Raw genomic sequence first — 19764 nt, forward strand, 5'->3', positions numbered from 1 at the left:
CACGACTATTATAATATATAAAGGGGAGACATACGTCAAAATGATGTTACCTTAAACGGTAATATTATTATTTTATGTTCCTGGCCTTTAGCGCCCTGATAAGCCTGGCCACGGTCTTGTCCTCTCTGCGATAGATCGCCGTGATGGCATGCTTCAAGACCTTCGGATCTACGGCGCTTTTCATCTTTATTCCCTTTCTTAGCAGAAGGAATTCATCGACGAAGTAGCTCTTCTTCGATCCTATCAGCTCGGGAAGGGAGAATGTCTCGGAATCGATGGTATATTTCCTGCCCATCGTGTCGAGGAACATGAAAGCCACCCTTTGGGCGCCGTACCGGTATCTGATGAACGACGGTCCGTTGTCGACGAAAACCATCCCCATGTATCCTATCTCGGTGCCTTCGAACTCCTCGGCATCGAAAAGGTACAACGGATCGTCGATGACCGCAAGATCCGCCAGGTTCTCCCTCATCATCCTGATGTTGTGCAGATCGTCCGATACCACCAACTCCACGTCGGTCATCTTAAGCGCGGAAAGTACGGACATCATAAGATCCTCTGTGACCGGACTGCAGCAAACCGTGAAATTATGGTCGTCGGAACATCTTAGCTCCGTTGTAACATAGGTTTCCAGGATCCTCATGCCTTCTTCGTTGAGTTTCGTTCCCGCCGGGGTCGATATTGTGATCGGAGAACCTACAGCTTCTTCGATCGCCGCAATGTACCTATGGACAACCGGAACGGATATACCCAGCTTCTTTGCCGCCGCCGTCTTGCTCCCTGCCTTTGCAACAGCCGCGAGGGTCTCCAGCTGACGGTTCGTTATCAGCTTGCCGTTGATGACTTGTTCAGTTCTGACAGATAACTCCACGGTCACGTATCGAACGCAACAGGGATAAACTTTCTTTTTTTTGCAAAATGGAAACGTAATATAACTGTAGTATTCGGATTTTAAAAACAGGCGGAATGTGAAGGGTATTGCCGGAAAGGTGAGCGGGGTTCGCCCGTCTAACCAATCGGCGACCCCGGAGCCGTTTCCGGCAGGAGACTGCCCAAGACATAAATTGTGGCCTGCGCCTCTGTGTTTGCTTACAACGACAAAGAGCACAGGTCATGGATCATATGGGCTGGGCAGGATAAAAACCCCTTCTTTAGACAGTGCTCTTTCTCTTGTCAGCGGGAGAAAAAGAATATGAAAACAGCGATTGGCATGGATGTCCATGCAAAGTTCTGTTCCGCCTATGCCGTTTATGCGGGCATGGGGGAAACACGGGAAAGGCACGAGAAGTTCCTGGATTCATTCAATAAAGAGTTCTGGAAATTCCCTGCCGACGGAGATGGAATGAAGAAGATGGCGGCGTTCCTTTCGAAGCACGAATGCCATGTCCTGATAGAGAATTCGACGAAATCTCACGAGATATACTGGATGCTGAAGGGCCTAGGTATGAACGTGACCGTTGCTCAGGCGGTGGACCTGTACCGGATAACGAGATCGGTGAAGAAGACAGACCGCAATGATTCCATCGAACTGGCGGCATATATGAGGAGAAGGCTGAACGGCGAGAATGAGTTCGCCGCTTGCTTCATCCCTTCTCCGGAATGGATGACCAAGCGGGAGATGTGCAGAGGAGTGTACAACGAAAGGATATATCTCAAAGAGGCCAGGCAGAGGATCAGAGCGCACCTGCTTCTCCACGGCATCAGTTTGTCAAAGGAATACGATGACATTCTGTCCGTCAAGGCCGTTCGGGAGATGCAGGAGCACAAGGACCCTTATCTGCTGATGCAGATAAAGTTCGCCTTGGATGCCAAATCCAGAGTAAGGTTCGTTGAGAAGGCGATAGCCCAGATGTTCTCCGGGAACCGCATGTATGAATTGATCCTTTCCATCCCCGGAGTAGGGATTGTGCCCGCAGCGTATCTGACGTCCCTGATCGTGGACATCGGAAGATTCGGCAAGGTCACGCAATTCACCGCGTCATTCGGTGTTGTGCCGGGAAAGAGGGACTCGGCCGACCACAGTCCTGACTGTCCGACCACCCACAGAGGGGACGAGGTAGCAAGGGTAATGCTTAAGCGCTGTGCGTTCTCGCATATCCAGAATGTCGAGGATTCGGTGGTCACAGAGATGTATCGCCGACTGGTGAAGAGAGGTAAAGTGAAGAACGAGGCGCTGACCGCAGCATCGAGGAAGCTGCTGACCGTGATATGGTCGGTGTTGAAGAACAACGCACCTTACACAGTCGACCCCGAACTGCTGAAGCGTGCAAGAGAAACGGAGGATGCCGAAGAGGACTGAGCATATGATGCGAAGCGGAGAAAGGAACCGGAAACCGAAAGATTGCAGGGCTCACCGGGTCTCATGTCCTGTCGGACATCGAACGAGCAGGAGATTGCACAGTAGGGTTCCGTTCGGCCGGAAGCAGATGTGGCCTCGTTTAGCGATGGTCGGAAATGAGATGCCCTTCCCGTACCTGTCCGAGCATTGAAAAAAACTCCTTGTGATCCGTCTTTTCGCAACATGACATAGCGATAGCTTTCTAATTGTAGTAACGTATATCGCATAAATGGGGGTGTAGGCCCCAATTTATGTCTAAATGAGGTGAAGCATATGCGAAACCAACGCCGGCGCGTCCGGGTATGGATCGTCATCGATCCTTTGCTGATCGTTATCGATTGGCGTTAAGTCGATGACCGCATGGTTCACGTTACGAACCCGGCCCCTTTGGGATCCGTTCCCTTGGGAGCCGTTACTTCGTATTATCTAATGCATATCGCTTAGTAAAAAGCTTACGGAGCGTGATTTAAATACCATTATTTGTCCGATCACTACTTATTGAGGTTTCTGCTGCTGGCTATGTTTAATTTTCAATCCTTTTGAATAGCAACCAATAATTAGAGAGGAAGTATTCTGGATTAACATGGGGAAGCTTGCCGACAAAACGATCGTGATAGGGCTGGGAAGTCCGATAATGAGCGACGATGCCGTCGGACTCAAAGTATCCGAAGCGATCGAATCGCTGAAGATGCCGGATGTGGACACTTTACAAGAAGCGGTCGGCGGATTGGAGATACTCCCCATGATCTCCGGATACAGGTTCGCGATCATCGTGGATGCGATACTGACGGGGGACTATTCGCCAGGCACAGTGCTTATTTTCGAGCCCGAGAGCTTCGACTGCACAGTAACTGACGTTCAAGGGCACGATGTGAACCTTGCCACCGCATTAAAGATAGGGAGGCAGATGGACAACAGCATCATGCCTGAAGTGATCAGATTCGTTGCGATAGAGGTTGAGGACCTGCAGACCATGAGCGAGGTCATGACCCCTAAGGTGGCGGCCGCTGTCGGGTCTGCGAAGAATGCTGTCCTTCACCTGATATCCGAGTTCAGAGGTCAAGCCGGGAAACGTTGAACTTTTCGATGTCCTTATTCTTCCTTCCCAATACCGAAACGTTAAGCGTCGATCCTTTTATGACATCGCCGGCGACCCTCATGACATCCTCCTCTGACACATCGGAAATTCCCTTCAGACGTTCGCTCATGGTCTGATATTTTCCGCTAAGCAGATATTCGATCCCGAGCCTGTACAGGTGGCGATCCGTGGATTCCATCGATCTTACGATCGCTCCCTTGAGAAGATTCTTCGTCCTGCGCAGTTCCTCTTTCTCCAGCCCGTTATCCCTGATATCGGCGTAGACCTTTGCGGTGGTCTCTATCGCCTCGATAAGGTTCTCCTCGGTCGATGACAGAGTGGTATACATTATACCGGCATCGGAGTGCTGTTCGACCTTGTTGTAAACGGAATAAACAAGCGCTTTCTTCTCTCTGACCTCTTGGAACAGCCTTGAGCTTGTTCCGGAGCCGATGATCGCGCTCAGTATCATCAACGGCACTCTGTCGGGGTGATCCGGATCATAAGCGGGGAATCCCATTGCGGCATGATAATGCTCGGACTTGTTCTTTGTGAAACTGTATGAGGCCTTCGGAACGCTCGGCCTCTCTCTTTTTATGTTCATTTTCCCGGAGAGAGGGTCGAAATTCTCCTCCGCCCACGAGAGGACGTTCTTTTTATCTACGTCACCTGCCGCGAACACACAGAGATTCGGTGCTCCGTATCGCTCTTCATAATACTTTCTGAGGTCGTTGTGATCCAACCCCTTTACGATATCTATCTTTCCGCCCTCGTCCTGAGAAAGGGGGTGGCCCCTCCACATGTTCGAAAGGAACAGGTCCTGGATGTACATCTCGGGTTCGTTCTCGATCATGCTGAGCTCCTGGATGACTATCTTCTTCTCCATCTCGGTGCCGTCCTCTTTGATGAGCGGTGCGGCAACGACATCAGCGACCGCGTTTTTGGCGATGTCTTTAGTTTCCTTTATCGTAACGGCGAAGAAAGCGGTCATCTCCCTTCCGGTGAAAGCGTTCATCTCGCCGCCCGCACCTTCCATGACCTTTGACATCTGGTATGAAGTATAGTTCTCGGTCTCTCTGAAAACAACATGTTCCAGCAGGTGGGATATTCCCATCACGTCCTTGCTTTCGTCCCTCGAACCTGTGCGCACTCCCACCATATATCCCGCGCTCTCGCTTCCGGGGATCTTCTCCACAAGCACGGGAATACCGCCGGAGGTCCTCGCAAAAGAAATGTTCTCTCCGCTCATGCCTGCGGGGAACATAATGCGAGTAATTAATACATTCATCATTATACAGAAGGAACATGGCGGAAATGAAGATCGTAAAATACTCCAAACAGTCGTATCGAGACCCCATCGCGATCGTTGGGTTCCCGGGTGTCGGACTCGTCGGTTCCATATTGACGGGTTATATCGTAAGGACCTTGGAAATGGAGGTCATAGCCGCCATAACGTCTCCGGATTTTCCCCCGTATGCGTTGATACAGAACGGGAACCCGTACCCGCCGATAAGGGTCTACGGATGCAAAAGGGAGAGCACTTCGGATTACTGCGGGGATCTTATCATCATCACCTCGGAGATCACGATGAAACCTGAACAATACTACGAACTGAGCGCCACCCTAACGGAATTGTTTAAAAAGATGGGGATAAAATATGTGATCGCCTTGGAAGGCATCCCCAGATTCAACGGCGAGACGGGGATGTTCGCCTGCGGTTCGGTCTGCGCTTCCAGGGAAAGGATCGACATGCTTGAACTGAAAGGATTCGACGAGGGGATGATCCGGGGATTGACGGGAGTTATGCTGTACGAGGCTTTCATTTCCGGGGCGGACGTTACGGTAATCATGTGCCCAGCCAACCCGGCGTTGCCTGACCCGAGGGCGGCGGCACAGATGCTTGAGCCTCTGTCCAAACTCGTCCCGGAACTGAAGATCGATCCGGAGCCGTTGTACAAAGAGGCCGAGGAGATAGAGAATAAGATCAATCTGCATCAGGGGCCCGATATCGAAAGGGCTCCAAGAGATATTCAGCAGCTTTACGGGTGAAATCATGCAGCTTGTTCCGAAGAAATATTTCATCACATCCGGAAGGTCGACCAGTGATATCTCCTCCCTTAACGCATTCGACCGTGCGCTGATGGATGCGGGGATAAGCGAACAGAACCTGGTCGCGGTCTCTTCCGTGATCCCGGACGGTGCGGTTAGGATCGATCCTGTCGATCTGCCTATGGGTGCCGTCACACACTGTGTGATATCTCAGATCAGAGGGAACGACGAAGAAATGATCTCCGCGGGGATCGCTTATGCCTACAGAAAGGACGGGAAGGGAGGATACGTGGCGGAAGGACATCTGCACGGTCCCGCTGAGGGTCTGAGATCTGAGCTTGAGAAGAAGATGAATGAAATGTCAAAGATAAGGAATACAGCCTTCGGAGAGACCTTTTTCGCCATTGAAGAAATGAAAATACCGGCCGGTATGTACGGTTGCTGCATCGCCGCACTGGTCTTCACGGAGTACAGATGACGTACGCCATAGTCTCATGCGGCAAGTGCAAGAGACAAAGGATGATCGACAGATCCGCAACGTCATCGAAATGCCCCTACTGCAGCACATCCGCGGAGCATAAGGGTCTTGCCGTCATCTTCGAGGACAAGGACCAGAATGTTGTCAGGGATGTATTGACGGGAATGCATCCTTTCGATGTACCGGAGAAGAAAAGGTCGAAGATCGACCACGACCCTCTTTCAACGCTTATCTACAAATATGAGCACGCTTCAGATCTGGAAGAGAAGATGGAACTGCTTTCCAAAGGCCTTACCAAGATCTACGACACATTTACGATCGCTGATGTTGAAAAGATAGACGAGAAGAACGCCGAGAAGATGTTGAAGGCCATGTCGGAAAGAGGTTATGTCCACGAGGTCAAATACGGAAGATATCGTGCATGATCATCTCGGCACATCTTTCCTTTTGTTCCCTTCCATTCTGAGGACGTCCCTTATCACGCCGGACAGTTTCACGTGCATGATATAGTAGAAATAAACAGCAGCTACGATGAGTGCCAAAATAAGACAGATATACAGTGCGATTATATCCGCTGAGAACGCCGCCCATATGATAATGTTGAAAACAGCATAGATCAATATTGCCTGCATCGCGAACTCCATCGGCCTTTTCCTGGCAATTCCTTCTCCGATAGTCGTCCCTATCGCAGAGACGATCAACACATATGCCAACCCTATCAGAACAACCCACGCATACTCCGGGATGCCTACATCTTCTCCCATGCTGATCAGCGATCCTGAAATGAAAATCGTGCCGAATGCTAACGTGCAACCCACTCCGAGACCAAGACCATAACCATAGAAGACCGTATCGGACTTCCCATGGAATCTCTTCAGATTTATTATCGCAACCATCGCCAAACACTGTATGACTGCAAACAACATTCTGTAAATCAACTGTGTCAACTGATCCATGTTTGTTCGACCCGTTAGAAATGCATTGAAAGCAAACAAGAACGTACCTGCTATCAAACCGATAACAAACAGCCAGAAGAATCTCGGGTCGCTGAAGAACGGCTGCTCGACCTTAGGATAGGTATAGTTCCTAAGCACCGCATACATGAGTATCAGGGTGGGGGCGAAAGCCATTATCCCCGCCGCATACATTATGAGATCCATCAATTGTACATTACAGGGGCGGATATTAACCTTTGTCAGACGTAAAGCTTAACTGGAACCTATAATGGCAAAGCCCTTATTCTGTGAAAATTTGAAAAAATGGGCTTTGAAAAAAGGTTTTGAGTTCCCTGAACATTATCGTCCTGTGTTCTCTCCTGTTCTCCATTGTCACAATGAGCGGGGGGTCTGCGGGGTCTCTCCGTCCTTTGCGACCGTTGAGATCGTAACAACGGAATCCTTCTTCGCCTTTATCCTGAGCCTGCCCTTGGAATTTTTCTAAAGAATGCCGTTCTCGGACTTGTTGTCCTTGACCACAACGAAGGTCGCCTGTGCGCCCTTCACTCCCTCATCGTTCTTTGTTACCAATAGGAAGAGACCGCTTCTGTATCAGAGCATTATCGGTAACAATATGACCAAGACTGTCAGCAGCAGGAGCAACCGCCATTAGCGCCACTGCGGCTAACAGTGTACTAAAATCAATCTTTTCGCGATGGGGCATGAGCCTGTCTGCTGTCCCCCCCCCCCAAGCACGGCCCGTTTATCTTCATGTTGCTCCATGCTATCGGCTCCGGTGAAACCGTCTTCACACGAATAAACCGCCCGGATTCGGTTCATCTTTCTTTTCGGGTTTGTGGGCTGTGACTCCGCGTTGGAGCTCGTTATAACTCTTTGATCTTTCCCAACGCTACCTCAGCCTGATCCCATGTATCGCATTCCAAAATACTTGAATCGAGCACCGGCATAGTTACGACCTTGTATTCGGTATCACTGCTGAATTTTAACAGAAGCACACGATATCCGCTTTCAGAGAATCCTTTTTTCTTGGGGTTGGAAACCACCGATGCTCCGTATCTGTTTGGGAAACGGAATATCTTATGGTATCTGTCCCCGCTCATGCAGCCGCAGACGCAGTCTGCATTCAGATCGACAACGTATTCTTCAAAGCCCATTGTGCCCTCACCAAAGTCTTGTTAGTCACTAAGTTAATAAACTTATTCCTCTGACGCCTGCTTGCGATGACTGACTCAACCGACAATAGAGTTTTGAGTTTTTATTGTTTATTTATAACTATAGGTTGCCATATAGAAAAAGTGATGATTTTCGACAAAACTCTGGATGTATATGTAACCAGGTTACGATAGTTATAAATAATGATGTATTAGTTATTGGAAATCAATACAACCAAATCGGGGGTATTGAATAGGAGAGGAAGATTTTGTCAAAAGAAAAAATACTCAATAAACTGAGTGAGGCTGTCGTTACGGGAAAGCCCAACCTTGCCGAGGAAGGAGCTAAAGAAGCTCTGGCGGCGAAGATGGATCCGCTTGACGCCATCAACAATGGACTGGTAAGAGGAATGTCAATCATAGGCGACAAATATGCCGCGCGTCAGGTATACCTGCCGCAGGTTTTGATGTCCGCAAAAACAATGTACGCCGGACTTGACCTCCTGCTGCCGGCCATACCGAAAGCATCAATGAAAGACATGAAAAAATGTGCGACGGCGGTCGTTGAAGGAGATGTCCACGACATCGGAAAGAACATCGTCAAAACCATGCTGACCGCCGGTGGCTTCGTTGTAACAGACTGGGGCAAGGATGTACCGTTGGACAAGATAATTAAAGAAACAAAATCAGAAAAATTGGACGCGGTCGCCCTCAGCACGCTGATGACACCCACCATGGATGGAATGAAGACAGTTGTCGACGGGCTTGTCGAAAGCGGTTACAGGAAAAAGGTAAAGATATGCATCGGCGGCGCACCTACGTCTCCTTCGTTCGCAAAGGAGATCGGCGCGGACCACAGAGATGCAAACGCACAGGACTGCGCAAACTGGCTCAAGGAGGCATTGTAAGATGGCAGACATGACCCACATAGAAAGAGTAATGGCCGCACTCCAGACCAAGCAGGGCGACAGACTCATGACATATCCCATCGCCTGCGGTGTTAACAGGAAACTCGTTAACGGCGGCATCACATACCGTGAGTGGGCACACAACCCAAAACTGTACGCGCAGGCGTTCATAGAGGGACAGAAAAAATTCGACTTTGACTTTGCAATAGGTCTGATGGACCTGTCGGTCATGGCAGGCGACCTGGGCGCACACGTCAGGATGGATGAACAGAACACACCGTTCGTTGACCAGACCATAATCCACAACACCGAAGACTACGAGAAACTCGAGGTCCCGGACATAAAGAAAGGAAGATCTGCAGTCCTCATAGAGGGAACAAAGCTTTACAGCCAGGCCTTGAAGGACAAGGTCATAACGGCCGGATTCATAGAGGGACCGTTGCTGGCGCTCACGCAGAGTGCGGGTGCCGAGAGGGTGTTCATGGATATGTTCACAAACCCGTCTGCGATCCACAAAGCACTGGCGACAATGACCGCATACGATGTGGAAATGACCAAAGCCTTCGGTAAAACAGGCTGCGTCGGACTCTGCTGGGACTACCTCTGGGGCAACTACTCTTGCCTTGGTGACGCCGAGTACGAAGAGTTCGAGGGATGCAAGAAGTATGCCTTGAAACTCAACGAACTCACCGTAAAAGAGGGAATGGCAGTAGCCGTCCACAACTGCGCCGACCTTCCGCACCTTGAAACGCAGATCACAAAATTCAAGACCTCCATCTATTCGATGGCATACTACCCGCTCATCCCGGGATCGCCGTCGGCGGCTGAGACAATTGCGAACGGCTTCGCTGACAAATGTATCATCGGAGGCAACATCGACCCTCAGCTCTTCATAAGGGGAACCACAGAGAAGATCACCCAGGTGACAAAGGATCTGATCAAGGAAGTCAAGACCGCATTGTGCAAGAGGGGTCTGCCGGACACCAAATACTGTATTGCATCCGGTTGCGAAGTCCCGCCCGACATACACACCAAGATGGAGAACATCGCGGCGGTTGTCGACACGACAAAGAAATACGGAAAGACGGGATAAACTCACGTCACTCTGTTTTCACAAACCTTTTACATTATCTTCTTTATTAGGACGTATAAGTGAATACTATGAAGGTCTCTCAAATTGCCGGATTCTTGGGTAGCGGAAAAACGACAGCGGTCATGAAGATCGTTGACGAGTTGATGAAAAGAGGATACAAGATCGCCATCGTTGTGAACGACGTCGGCGAGATCAATGTTGACGCTAAATTCATAGAGGCCCACGGATTGAAAGCAAAAGAGATAGCCGGCGGGTGCATATGCTGCCAGATAGCTGGCACGTTCTCGGAGACGCTTGCGAGCCTCCATGATTCGTTCAACCCCGACATAGTGATAGTAGAGCCGTCGGGAGTGGCCATACCTTGGGGCCTTAAGAGGGCCGCCGAATATTCGGAGGCGAAGGCCGACATGATAATTGAGCATGCACCGGTGATCACGCTCGTGGATGCGACAAGAGTGGATCTTCTTGTAAAAGCGGTCAAAAGGCTTGTCGAGACGCAGATACGCGAAGCTGATGTGTGTTTCGTGAATAAAGTGGATTCCGCCTCGGCGGCGGACATCGCAAAGACTGAAAAGATGATCAAAGAGATGAACCCGAAAGCGGAAGTTTACCATATGTCGTCGGAGACAGGTCGGGGCATAGACATCGCATGCGACCTTATCGTCAACCGCATATCGGCACGGTACGATGAGGCGATAGAAGAGGAACTTCTGAGAAAACAGTACGGAGGGCGGAAGGATGCATGATGATGACCATGACGATCACGACGACCACGATCATGAAGATCATGACCATGACGACCATGAGAGCGAACATGACCGCCTGCACCTGGAGATACACAGGGCCGTCGACGAACTTGGGAAATATGCCATAGATATCGACGTACACTCACCTGACGGAATAAAGAAGAAAATCGTGCTGAAATTCATTGACGACATAATGACCGCTGTCACGAAAAGCTGCATGGACAACGGAGCCGATCTGGTAGGCCATGTGAAATCGTTCTTCTCCAACGATGACGGCAGCATAATGAGCAGCATCGTCGACTATAGGAAGCCGGCGAGGATCAAAGACGCTTTGGAAGCGGACGTGATATATAATGCACGGTTCATGCTGCACATAATCGTCCACGGCATATGGGACGACCGCGTAAGAGACAGTGTGTTGGAAGTGCTTGACGGTACGTTCGCCAAGTGGGATATTCCGTATGAGATCACAGCCGACCACTATGATACTGAAAGAAGTATAGCACACCACATGAAGTGATACAAATGGTTAACGGATTCTATGAGGCAATGAGACATAAGGGATTCTCATATAACACCACGGCATCCCTTAAGAAATTCAAATGTCCATACTGCGGATTCGAGTTCTCGATGGTCTATGCGCGCACCTTTGCATGCCAGGGTTGTTCCGAAGCATGGAAGAACTGCCCCAAGCTGAGATGCGCTAAATGCGACACGGAGTTCTTCATTACGGAGACCCCACAGATACAAAATGATATTCAACAGAGGGTCATGGCGGAACATCTCACGAAGATCGTGACGAAATATAATGAGGACAACGGTTTAAGGCCCAGCAGGTGAGTTTTTTGCATGTAGGTTTAGGATTTGATACAGGGGGAACATACACAGACGCTGTTCTTATGGAGATGGTAGAGAACAAGGTCCTGGAGAAATCGAAAGCGCTTACCACGAGAGAGGACCTTTCCGTCGGAATAAGGAATACGCTCGTCCACTTTGACAAGAAGCTTTTGAAGAATGTCGAGATGGTATCTCTGTCATCAACATTGGCGACGAACTCCATCGTAGAAGGTAAAGGATGCCGCGTTGGCCTGATATGCGTCGGAGAGGAATTCGAGATGTCGATACCGGTCGACCTCCATACCACCATTAAGGGGGGCCATAACCTAAGTGGGAATGAGACGACCAAACTGGACGAGGACTCCGCCGTAAAATTCATGCAGTCTGTAAAAGGCCGCGTGGACGGGTTGGCGATCAACAGTTACCTCAGCGTCAGGAACCCCGAGCACGAGCTCCGCCTGAAGATGATCGCAAAAGAGATCCTTGATGTTCCTGTGGTCTGCGGCCATGAATTATCATCCAGCTTAGGATATCACGAGCGTACGGTAACATCCGTGATGAACGCCCGCCTTATACCGATAATAAAGGATCTTATTGATTCTGTTAAAAAAGTAATGAAAGAATACAAGATCACCGCGCCTCTGATGATCGTAAAGGGCGACGGCTCGATAATGAGCGAGAGCGTGGCTGTCGAGAAACCTATCGAGACCATATTATCCGGGCCGGCTGCGAGCCTGATCGGCGCAAAGATGCTTACAGGAGTGAATGATGCCGTTGTAATGGATATGGGCGGGACCACTACGGATATCGGCATATTAAGGAACGGTTTCCCGAGGCTTGAAAAAGAGGGTGCCGTAATAGGCAACCGCCGGACGAGGGTCATGGCCGCAGAGATAGCAACGTATGGAATAGGCGGAGATTCCAGAATAGTGGTCAACGGGAACAAATTCTTGTTGGAACCTACTAGGGTCATACCTTTGTGCATCGCAGCCAATCAGTGGCCGCAGTTACTTCCGCGTTTGAAGGATATCGCAGAAAGGAAATCGGGATTCTCACCCGAGAGCATGGATGCAAGAGATATCGTTCAGGATACGGAATTCTTCATCAAATCAAAAGAAATGAAGAATGTGTCCCTGAACAAAGACGATATTGCACTGCTTGACCTCGTTTCCAAAGAGCCGTTCTCTCTTAAAGAGGCCGGTCAAAAACTGAATGTTCATCCCTTTGCATTCAACGCTTCCAAGATGGAGGAGTTGGGTATCGTACAAAGGATCGGTCTGACGCCGACGGATCTTCTCCATGCGGAAGGATCTTACGTAGAATATGAAAAAGCAGCATCAGAATATGCAATAAGACACCAGTCACAGAAGCTGAACATGAGCGATAAAGAATTCATAGAATTCGCAAAGGTCAAAGTGATCGACAGATTGGCCGAGGTGCTGCTCAGGAAACTGTTCTTTGAGGAAACGAATACCCTCGATGTGGACACGGTAGGGCACCACCTTATGTGGAAAGCGATATCCAGATGTGACGGGCTCGACTTCGGCTGCGTGATACATCTCAACAAACCCCTGATAGGGATAGGAGCGCCCGTTGCGGCGTGGTTCCCGCAGGTCGCATCAAAATTCGGGACGGAACTGCTCCTGCCCGAACACTCAGAGGTCGGGAACGCCGTGGGCGCAGTCACCGGCAATGTGATCGAGAGCATGGAGATCCTTCTTAGGCCGTCTTCGGGAGAGGGCTCGTTAGATGACCCGTCATGTACGCTCTTTGCGCCTTACGGCCGCTTTACATTTGAGAAACTCAGTGTAGCAACGGTCTCGGCGATCGAAGAAGGAAGCAGACTCGTGAAAGAAAAAGCAACGAAAGCCGGTGCTGACTATGTGGAAGTGCGCGTGAACAAGATCGAGAAGAAGGTCGGGTTCGGAAAGGGTTATGACGGCAGCCTTCTGATCGAGACATTCATAACGCTGACCGCGGTCGGGAAACCGAGACAGTTCAAAATCACAGAGTGATCAGTTGCATATCGGGCTTGGAATGAGCCGCCGACAGGCTGCCGAATGACATATAGAGTTGTATGTTGGCACAATGTATTTGTACGTAGATTCCCCTTACGTACTAATGAGAATAGGTCTTGTAGCCTGCAACATATTCGAGCCTGAATTCGAACACCTGACCAAAGATGATCCGGACTTTGTTCACAAAGAATATGTTGAGTTTGCGTTGCACGCATACCCTGACGAAATGCGTGAAAAACTGATAGAAAAAGTGAACGCATTGAAGGGTAAGGTGGACGCTGTCCTTTTAGGGTATGCCGTTTGCCAATCATTGGGTAATTTCCAGGAATCGGTGGACGTACCGCTGGTCATGTTCGAGGGTGACGATTGTATATGCGTATTCCTCGGCGCGAAAGAGTACACCAATGAAAAGAAGATATGCACTGGCACATGGTTCTCATCTCCGGGATGGGCACGTGAAGGGATCAACGGCATCATCAAAGAGATGCATCTCGACAGCTTTGAAGGCGTCGATCCGATGGTATTCATGGATATGATGTTCGAATCCTATGAAAGATGCCTCTACATCGATACCGGCGTTGAAGACAAAGACGGCAAATACATCGCAGGTTCGAAGGACTTTGCAAACCAGCTCAGACTGAAACATGATGAGAGGACGTGCGATCTTACTGCAATGGAAAACGCAATAAAAAAAGTAAAAGAACTGGCGCAGAGCGTATCGCAGTAATTTCCCCAGTTTCCATTGTGCCAGATATATCAATTTTTATTGGCTCGTGCGTTGTATTTTTTCTATTTCCTCCGTTTTTATCATATCAAAGACCAAGTTCTTCTTTCATTAAATGACTAATATTTGAGCCTTATTGTTATTGATAATCATTATCATTAAGTAGTTTAACACCAATGCTGCTCTATGCAGCGTTGGACCCCACAACTTTCCTCTACACTCGGTATCGTGTATGAAACGGAACATTTCCTCAGCGCTGAGCAGATATATAAGAAACTTTTACAAAAAGAGGAAAATGTCGGGATAGCCACTGTTTATCGGAACCTTAAGAAACTTATAGGCCTGGGGCTGATAAGCGAGGTCACCTGGAAGGATGAGAAATACTACACCAGGCATCCATTCTCAAATGCATTCTTCATTTGTGAGAAATGCGGTAAAATGCTTAGAATTGACATACCTCTCGCAGATCAGAACTACCTTTCCAAAGAGGTCGGCTTACATATCAAAAGATGGAAGATGAGCTTCGAAGGAGTATGCGAGGAGTGTGAACGATGCATATAATGGAGGGTTTCTTACCACTCCCGTGGGCAGTGTTCTGGACCGTTGTGTTCTTGCCGTTCCTGGCATATGGCATACACCGGATGAAGAAACTCTTCGACGAGCATCCGGAGCAGAAGATATCGCTTGCTCTGTCCGGGGCATTCATTGTCATACTCTCTTCACTGAAGATCCCATCTGTCACCGGCTCATCATCGCATCCCACCGGCACAGGCATGTCCGTATTGCTTTCCGGACCGGGAGCAACGACCGTGATATGCACCATTGTTCTGATCTTTCAGGCAACATTCATGGCGCACGGGGGATTCACCACACTCGGCGCAAATGTGTTCTCGATGGGCATCGCCGGACCGTTCGCCGCATACGGTGTTTTCAAATTACTCAAAAAATACAAAATCAATACCTCTGTGACCGTCTTCATTGTAGCATTTATTGCTAACATCGTCACATATACTGTGACCTCACTGCAACTGACGCTTGTAGTACCATATGTAGGCTTCACATCATTCGTACACACATACGCCACGTTCTTCGGCATATTCACTGTGACGCAGATACCCATCGCAATTGCGGAAGGCGCCATGATGGTGCTGTTCTTCAATTATTTGGCGATCGTGAGGACCGATCTTGTCAGGGGTATCGGATATGACGGCAACGTTCAAAAGAGAAGCCGCATCCTTGACGGCGTAACTAAGGCCAAGAGAAAAAGCCGCATAAATATTGATAAAAGCAAGCTGATGATGATCGGTTTCATAATAATTGCTGCGGCGGTGATACTGCTTGCATATCTTACGATGTTCTTGGGCAATACCGGCGGCACCGATGATGCGGGTGCGAACACGATCACGAACCTTATTCCCGGTTTCCAAAAATTAACAGAGAATTTCATACAATTCGGCGACTTCGGGATCAGCATACTGTTCATCCTGCAAACTGCGATCGGTGTTCTGATACTCGTTTACGTCATGCGCAGGCTTCTGAGGAAAACGCAGCCGCAGAAACAACCGCCTAAGAAAAGAAAGTGCAGGAGGCACAGAAAAGGACACGGGAACGAATTCAATACCTTCGACACCGCAGCATACAACAGCCCGATGCTCCATTGGTCTCCAGCGGCAAAACTTCTCCTTGTCTTTTCTTTGCTGGTTTTGAACATCGCTTCGAAAAGCATATGGATGCCTGTGCTCGCTTGCGTGATAGGATTGGCATTACTCCTTTACGGTTCTTCGATGAGGCCTCCGAGTCTGATGATCAAACTCTTCCTCTATGCCCAGACATTCATTGTCATAGGTGCCCTGGTCTTCACTGTCGTAATGCCGGGAGAGAGCGTTATGTCGGTGACCATACTGGGCTTTACCATCAATTTCACCGATGCCGGCACTTCTTTCGCATTAATGGTATATCTGCGGGCGACCGCGGCGCTGTTCCTCCTGTTCTCATTTGCGATCTCCACTCCCGTTCCGCGTCTGGCGGAAGCCCTCAGAAAACTGAGGTTCCCGACCGTTTTCGTTGAAATGATGGTTCTGATCTATCGGTACACTTTCCTTCTTATGGAATCTGCGGAGAAGATGCACCTTGCCGCCGAATGCAAATTCGGCTACTGCGGCTATGGAAGAAGCATGAAGACCACATCTAAGCTGGCGGTCGGCATGTTCATGCGCTCGCTCGATGTGGCGGAGAGGGGGCAGGTCGCTTTACAGTGCAGGAACTACCAGGGGGATTTCAAAAGTCTTTCTTCACAGGGGGAGAGGAATATTGTGCCGACATTGTTCTGCGCATCGGTGATGTTTGTCTCCGTGATATTCTTTATTTTGCTGCAGTACGGAGTTGTGTAAAATGGAACCGATGATGACGACAATACTCGAAACGAAGAACCTGAGTTTTGTATACGAGGGAGGAAAACATGCACTGAAGAACGTCTCGGTAAGGATCCCGACCGGATGCAAGGTCGCCTTTGTGGGACCGAACGGTGCCGGGAAGAGCACATTGTTCATGCATTTCAACGGGATACTGAGGCAGACCGAAGGGGAGGTGGAGTACAATTCAAAGGTCATCGATCACTCAAAGAAAGGACTGATCCAACTCAGGAAAGATGTCACGCTTGTCACACAGAACCCGGATGACCAGATATTCAACGTGATCGTGGAGGACGATGTGGCCTTCGGTCCGTTCAACCTCGATCTCCCGATAGAAGAGGTGCGCAAAAGAGTGGATGATGCGCTCAAGATCGTCGGCATGGAGAGCGAACGGCACAGGCCCATACATCACCTGTCCTTCGGACAGAAGAAGAGGGTCGCCGTTGCGAGTGCGCTCGCCATGCGCCCGAAGGTGCTCATAATGGACGAGCCGACGGCCGGACTGGACCCGGAGATGGTATACCGTCTTTATGAGATAGCCGACGAAGTGAATATGGATGGGTCCACCGTCATAATATCCACACATGACATAGAGACGGCATATTCATGGGCAAACCTAGTGATCGTTGTTATGGACGGAGAGGTGTTGGCACAAGGGACGCCTTTCGAAGTATTCTCAATGAAAGATGTGCTCGAGAAAGCTTGTCTGTCAGTCCCTATGGTGCATGCGCTTAACGAGTTCATGAGCGTGAACGGAAGGAGCGACATCTATGGAAGAACAATGTCGACTGTGTTGCTGAACATGCGTCGCGGGATCATCCCCGGAACACTTTATATCTTGAGGCCTGGGTATACCGGAGAACTGCACGGACGCGTGGGAGTATATGGGAGTTCGTCACGTTCTTTCGTTGAAAAGAACGGCATAGAGGTACAATTCGGGTTCAATGCCATTGAGAGATGCATGGATGACATCCTCGGAGGGAATGATGCATCGATTTATCTCGATGATCCCTTGGACCATGTCCTTGACCGTAAACTGATGGATGTCGCCGCACACGGCATAACCATACCGGTAGAAGAGTTACGCTGATCGGATCTTGTCGTAATAATGCATTACCATGCAGGATCTCTCGCATTTCCCGCATCTTATGCATTTCTTCTGGTCCACTCTGAAACCGCCGTTTATCGTTATCGCCTTCTTCGGGCATCCTTTTGCGCATATCCCGCATTCTGTGCACATCTCCGCCCTTATAAGCGCCTTTGCTGTACGTTCGAAGAGCCTCTCGGCTTCTTTCATCGTTTCGGCGGTAACTGATATCTGTCCGCCGCCGAATAGCTTCGACCTGCCTCTCTTGACCTTAAGGAGAGCTATCTCGAATTCGGGAGAATATTTCACTTCCCCGATGACACTCAAAGAATCCTCGACAAAAGAAAAATCTCTCTTTGCTGGCACATCGATAACAGCCTCCATTGAAAAGCCTCCTGCCGTGCATGGAGAAGCTCCCTTCATCATTTTCACTGCCGGGCCTGTCTCTCTTTTCGGCCTCAGATCGAGGCTCATCTCATTTGCGATCTGTATCATTTTCGGTGGAAGTACTTTCCATCTCCAGAATCCGATATCTGCATATTCAGAAGGGAGTCCTTTTGAATCCGCATGCTTGTGAAGATATTCCTGCCATCCGCCGTACATCTCCGGATGCAGCCGTTCGGTGTTCTTCCACTCGCTTGCCAGACATGATGCGCAAAGGTAACATCCGATCCTCTCGAAGTCCCTGTCATAAAGAGGATTGTAACGTAGTCCCTTCATCCAAATATAACCCCATATCTCTGCGGCAGACCATGCTCTGACCGGATTGAGATTTGTCTGGTTAGGAACGAAAGGGTTCTTCGAAACGAAGCCGATGTCCGATCTTGCAAACGATTCCAGCATACGGTTCCCCTCGACTGTTATCGTGCCTTTCGGGAACTCTTTTGATATCAGATCGGTGATCGGGCCGAGTTTACATACCTTACAACACCACCTGAAATCTTTTGCGGGGGGCCCGAATATATCCACATTTTCCCAAAAAGCATTCCCTGCGGATGCTTTGAGAAGTTTCAGGTTGTTTTCTGAGGCGAATTCTTCTACGTACTCGGATGTTTCCGGGAACTCCAGTCCTGTATCGATGAATAACAGCGTGATTTCCTTTACCGCTTTTGAAGCCACTCCGTACGCAGCAAGAGAATCTTTTCCGCCTGAGAAGGATACGGTGACGGGCGCATCCTTCTTAGAAACGAACGACTTTATGTCGCTTACGGCATTCATCTCTAATGATTTTAGATGCTCTTTGTTCGATCTGACGAACTCTTCCCTTCCGGATGTCGGTGAGATCGGTCTGCATTCCGTCGGATCGAGATCCTTTACTCTAACGGCTCTTTCTGATGACCTTACGTCCCTGCTGTCTGCAAGCGCGGTCCCGGGGCCGACCTTCTTTCCTTTCCTTACAATGATCGGGTCGCCGGCCGAGAAATCACCTGTGACCTCTAATACCTCTGCGCCGGCGATCACCTTTCCTTTCAGGTGTCCGGAGCCTTTGATATCCACGATATTTTTTGTTGCTGGCACAGCAAAGATGTCCGCTCCGGCCTGCCTGAGTTCTAAGTGAAGCATACTGTCTCTGGGGTCGAATCTTACTGCCCCTATGACCTCTCCGTGAGCGATGATCTCATCGGCCCTATCCTCGCCGGGGATCTTGTTGAAGAAGATCATTCTGCCGGATAATGGTTCATCGGTCCCGAAGGATCTTCTGAAAAGCTCTTTCACCACGCCGATACTATCGCCCATACACGGTCGGATGTCTCCCGGGCTGTTCGTCTCGAACCCCCTTCCCGCGGAACCGCAGAAAGAGCATTTCTTTCCGAGTATCAGCGTTCCGCATCCATCACACCATCTTCCCTCCACTTTGCCGTGTGCGATGTTCCGGGCCATTTTACTCCG

General features: G+C 49.6%; 20 protein-coding genes. 15 read left to right on the forward strand and 5 right to left on the reverse strand.

Going from position 1 to position 19764, the window contains the following annotated elements:
* Nucleotides 1-67 precede the first annotated feature (67 nt).
* Nucleotides 68-877 (reverse strand): LysR family transcriptional regulator, encoded by an 810-nt coding sequence (locus Mpt1_RS04370; protein WP_238603092.1) that lies wholly within the window; start codon nucleotides 875-877, stop codon nucleotides 68-70.
* A 315-nt stretch (nucleotides 878-1192) separates the two neighbouring features.
* On the opposite strand from Mpt1_RS04370, the gene Mpt1_RS04375 reads away from it, so the two are divergent.
* On the forward strand, nucleotides 1193-2299 hold the full coding sequence (locus tag Mpt1_RS04375) for an IS110 family RNA-guided transposase (protein ID WP_082007249.1): 1107 nt from the start codon (nucleotides 1193-1195) through the stop codon (nucleotides 2297-2299).
* Nucleotides 2300-2921: 622 nt separating this feature from the next.
* Complete coding sequence (locus tag Mpt1_RS04380) at nucleotides 2922-3416, forward strand: hydrogenase maturation protease (protein WP_048112532.1); 495 nt, start codon at nucleotides 2922-2924, stop codon at nucleotides 3414-3416.
* Here Mpt1_RS04380 and Mpt1_RS04385 read toward each other — a convergent pair.
* Complete coding sequence (locus Mpt1_RS04385) at nucleotides 3391-4665, reverse strand: M16 family metallopeptidase (RefSeq protein WP_238603093.1); 1275 nt, start codon at nucleotides 4663-4665, stop codon at nucleotides 3391-3393. The genes Mpt1_RS04380 and Mpt1_RS04385 overlap by 26 nt on opposite strands.
* 65 nt (nucleotides 4666-4730) lie before the next feature.
* Between Mpt1_RS04385 and Mpt1_RS04390 the strand changes: the two genes are divergently transcribed.
* From Mpt1_RS04390 to Mpt1_RS04400, 3 genes are read left to right on the forward strand one after another with little or no spacing between them, the layout of a single operon-like run.
* Nucleotides 4731-5465: a proteasome assembly chaperone family protein gene (locus tag Mpt1_RS04390; protein ID WP_158386755.1), complete on the forward strand. Its 735-nt coding sequence runs from the start codon at nucleotides 4731-4733 to the stop codon at nucleotides 5463-5465.
* A 4-nt stretch (nucleotides 5466-5469) separates the two neighbouring features.
* On the forward strand, nucleotides 5470-5943 hold the full coding sequence (locus Mpt1_RS04395; protein WP_048112538.1) for a pyruvoyl-dependent arginine decarboxylase: 474 nt from the start codon (nucleotides 5470-5472) through the stop codon (nucleotides 5941-5943).
* A complete protein-coding gene (locus tag Mpt1_RS04400) occupies nucleotides 5940-6368 on the forward strand; it encodes a hypothetical protein (protein WP_048112540.1) in 429 nt (142 codons plus the stop codon). The genes Mpt1_RS04395 and Mpt1_RS04400 overlap by 4 nt, the downstream gene beginning before the upstream one ends.
* Here the strand turns inward: Mpt1_RS04400 and Mpt1_RS04405 are convergent, their stop codons facing one another.
* Together Mpt1_RS04405 and Mpt1_RS04410 are read right to left on the reverse strand one after the other, a co-directional pair.
* Nucleotides 6369-7103 carry a hypothetical protein gene (locus Mpt1_RS04405; protein ID WP_048112542.1) on the reverse strand — a complete coding sequence of 245 codons (735 nt, stop codon included), beginning with the start codon at nucleotides 7101-7103 and terminating at the stop codon, nucleotides 6369-6371.
* A 659-nt stretch (nucleotides 7104-7762) separates the two neighbouring features.
* Nucleotides 7763-8053, reverse strand: coding sequence for a hypothetical protein (locus tag Mpt1_RS04410; protein WP_048112544.1), 291 nt, complete (start codon nucleotides 8051-8053; stop codon nucleotides 7763-7765).
* 266 nt (nucleotides 8054-8319) lie between these two features.
* Between Mpt1_RS04410 and Mpt1_RS04415 the strand changes: the two genes are divergently transcribed.
* The 10 genes from Mpt1_RS04415 to Mpt1_RS04460 all read left to right on the forward strand — a co-directional run bounded on the left by Mpt1_RS04415 (nucleotide 8320) and on the right by Mpt1_RS04460 (nucleotide 17877).
* Nucleotides 8320-8958: a cobalamin B12-binding domain-containing protein gene (locus Mpt1_RS04415; RefSeq protein ID WP_048112546.1), complete on the forward strand. Its 639-nt coding sequence runs from the start codon at nucleotides 8320-8322 to the stop codon at nucleotides 8956-8958.
* Between the two features lies 1 nt (nucleotide 8959).
* The gene (locus Mpt1_RS04420) at nucleotides 8960-10051 is read left to right on the forward strand and encodes a uroporphyrinogen decarboxylase family protein (protein WP_082007250.1); all 1092 of its coding nucleotides are present in this window, start codon (nucleotides 8960-8962) and stop codon (nucleotides 10049-10051) included.
* A 68-nt stretch (nucleotides 10052-10119) separates the two neighbouring features.
* A complete protein-coding gene (locus Mpt1_RS04425; RefSeq protein ID WP_052399288.1) occupies nucleotides 10120-10797 on the forward strand; it encodes a CobW family GTP-binding protein in 678 nt (225 codons plus the stop codon).
* The gene (locus Mpt1_RS04430) at nucleotides 10790-11317 is read left to right on the forward strand and encodes a hypothetical protein (protein ID WP_048112548.1); all 528 of its coding nucleotides are present in this window, start codon (nucleotides 10790-10792) and stop codon (nucleotides 11315-11317) included. Before Mpt1_RS04425 ends, Mpt1_RS04430 begins: the two co-directional genes overlap by 8 nt.
* A gap of 5 nt (nucleotides 11318-11322) precedes the next feature.
* Nucleotides 11323-11637: a hypothetical protein gene (locus Mpt1_RS04435; protein WP_048112550.1), complete on the forward strand. Its 315-nt coding sequence runs from the start codon at nucleotides 11323-11325 to the stop codon at nucleotides 11635-11637.
* Nucleotides 11638-11642: 5 nt separating this feature from the next.
* The gene (locus Mpt1_RS04440; RefSeq protein WP_048113839.1) at nucleotides 11643-13649 is read left to right on the forward strand and encodes a hydantoinase/oxoprolinase family protein; all 2007 of its coding nucleotides are present in this window, start codon (nucleotides 11643-11645) and stop codon (nucleotides 13647-13649) included.
* A gap of 106 nt (nucleotides 13650-13755) precedes the next feature.
* Nucleotides 13756-14379 (forward strand): DUF1638 domain-containing protein, encoded by a 624-nt coding sequence (locus Mpt1_RS04445; RefSeq protein ID WP_048112552.1) that lies wholly within the window; start codon nucleotides 13756-13758, stop codon nucleotides 14377-14379.
* 183 nt (nucleotides 14380-14562) lie between these two features.
* Complete coding sequence (locus Mpt1_RS07300; protein ID WP_052399289.1) at nucleotides 14563-14937, forward strand: Fur family transcriptional regulator; 375 nt, start codon at nucleotides 14563-14565, stop codon at nucleotides 14935-14937.
* Nucleotides 14928-16766, forward strand: coding sequence for an energy-coupling factor ABC transporter permease (locus Mpt1_RS07705; RefSeq protein WP_158386757.1), 1839 nt, complete (start codon nucleotides 14928-14930; stop codon nucleotides 16764-16766). The genes Mpt1_RS07300 and Mpt1_RS07705 overlap by 10 nt, the downstream gene beginning before the upstream one ends.
* Nucleotide 16767: 1 nt before the next feature.
* The gene (locus tag Mpt1_RS04460) at nucleotides 16768-17877 is read left to right on the forward strand and encodes an energy-coupling factor ABC transporter ATP-binding protein (RefSeq protein WP_148305834.1); all 1110 of its coding nucleotides are present in this window, start codon (nucleotides 16768-16770) and stop codon (nucleotides 17875-17877) included.
* Here the strand turns inward: Mpt1_RS04460 and Mpt1_RS04465 are convergent.
* Complete coding sequence (locus Mpt1_RS04465) at nucleotides 17869-19755, reverse strand: phosphoadenosine phosphosulfate reductase domain-containing protein (protein ID WP_048112557.1); 1887 nt, start codon at nucleotides 19753-19755, stop codon at nucleotides 17869-17871. The genes Mpt1_RS04460 and Mpt1_RS04465 overlap by 9 nt on opposite strands.
* Nucleotides 19756-19764: the final 9 nt, after the last annotated feature.

The sequence above is a fragment of the Candidatus Methanoplasma termitum genome (assembly GCF_000800805.1).
Lineage (GTDB): Archaea > Thermoplasmatota > Thermoplasmata > Methanomassiliicoccales > Methanomethylophilaceae > Methanoplasma > Methanoplasma termitum.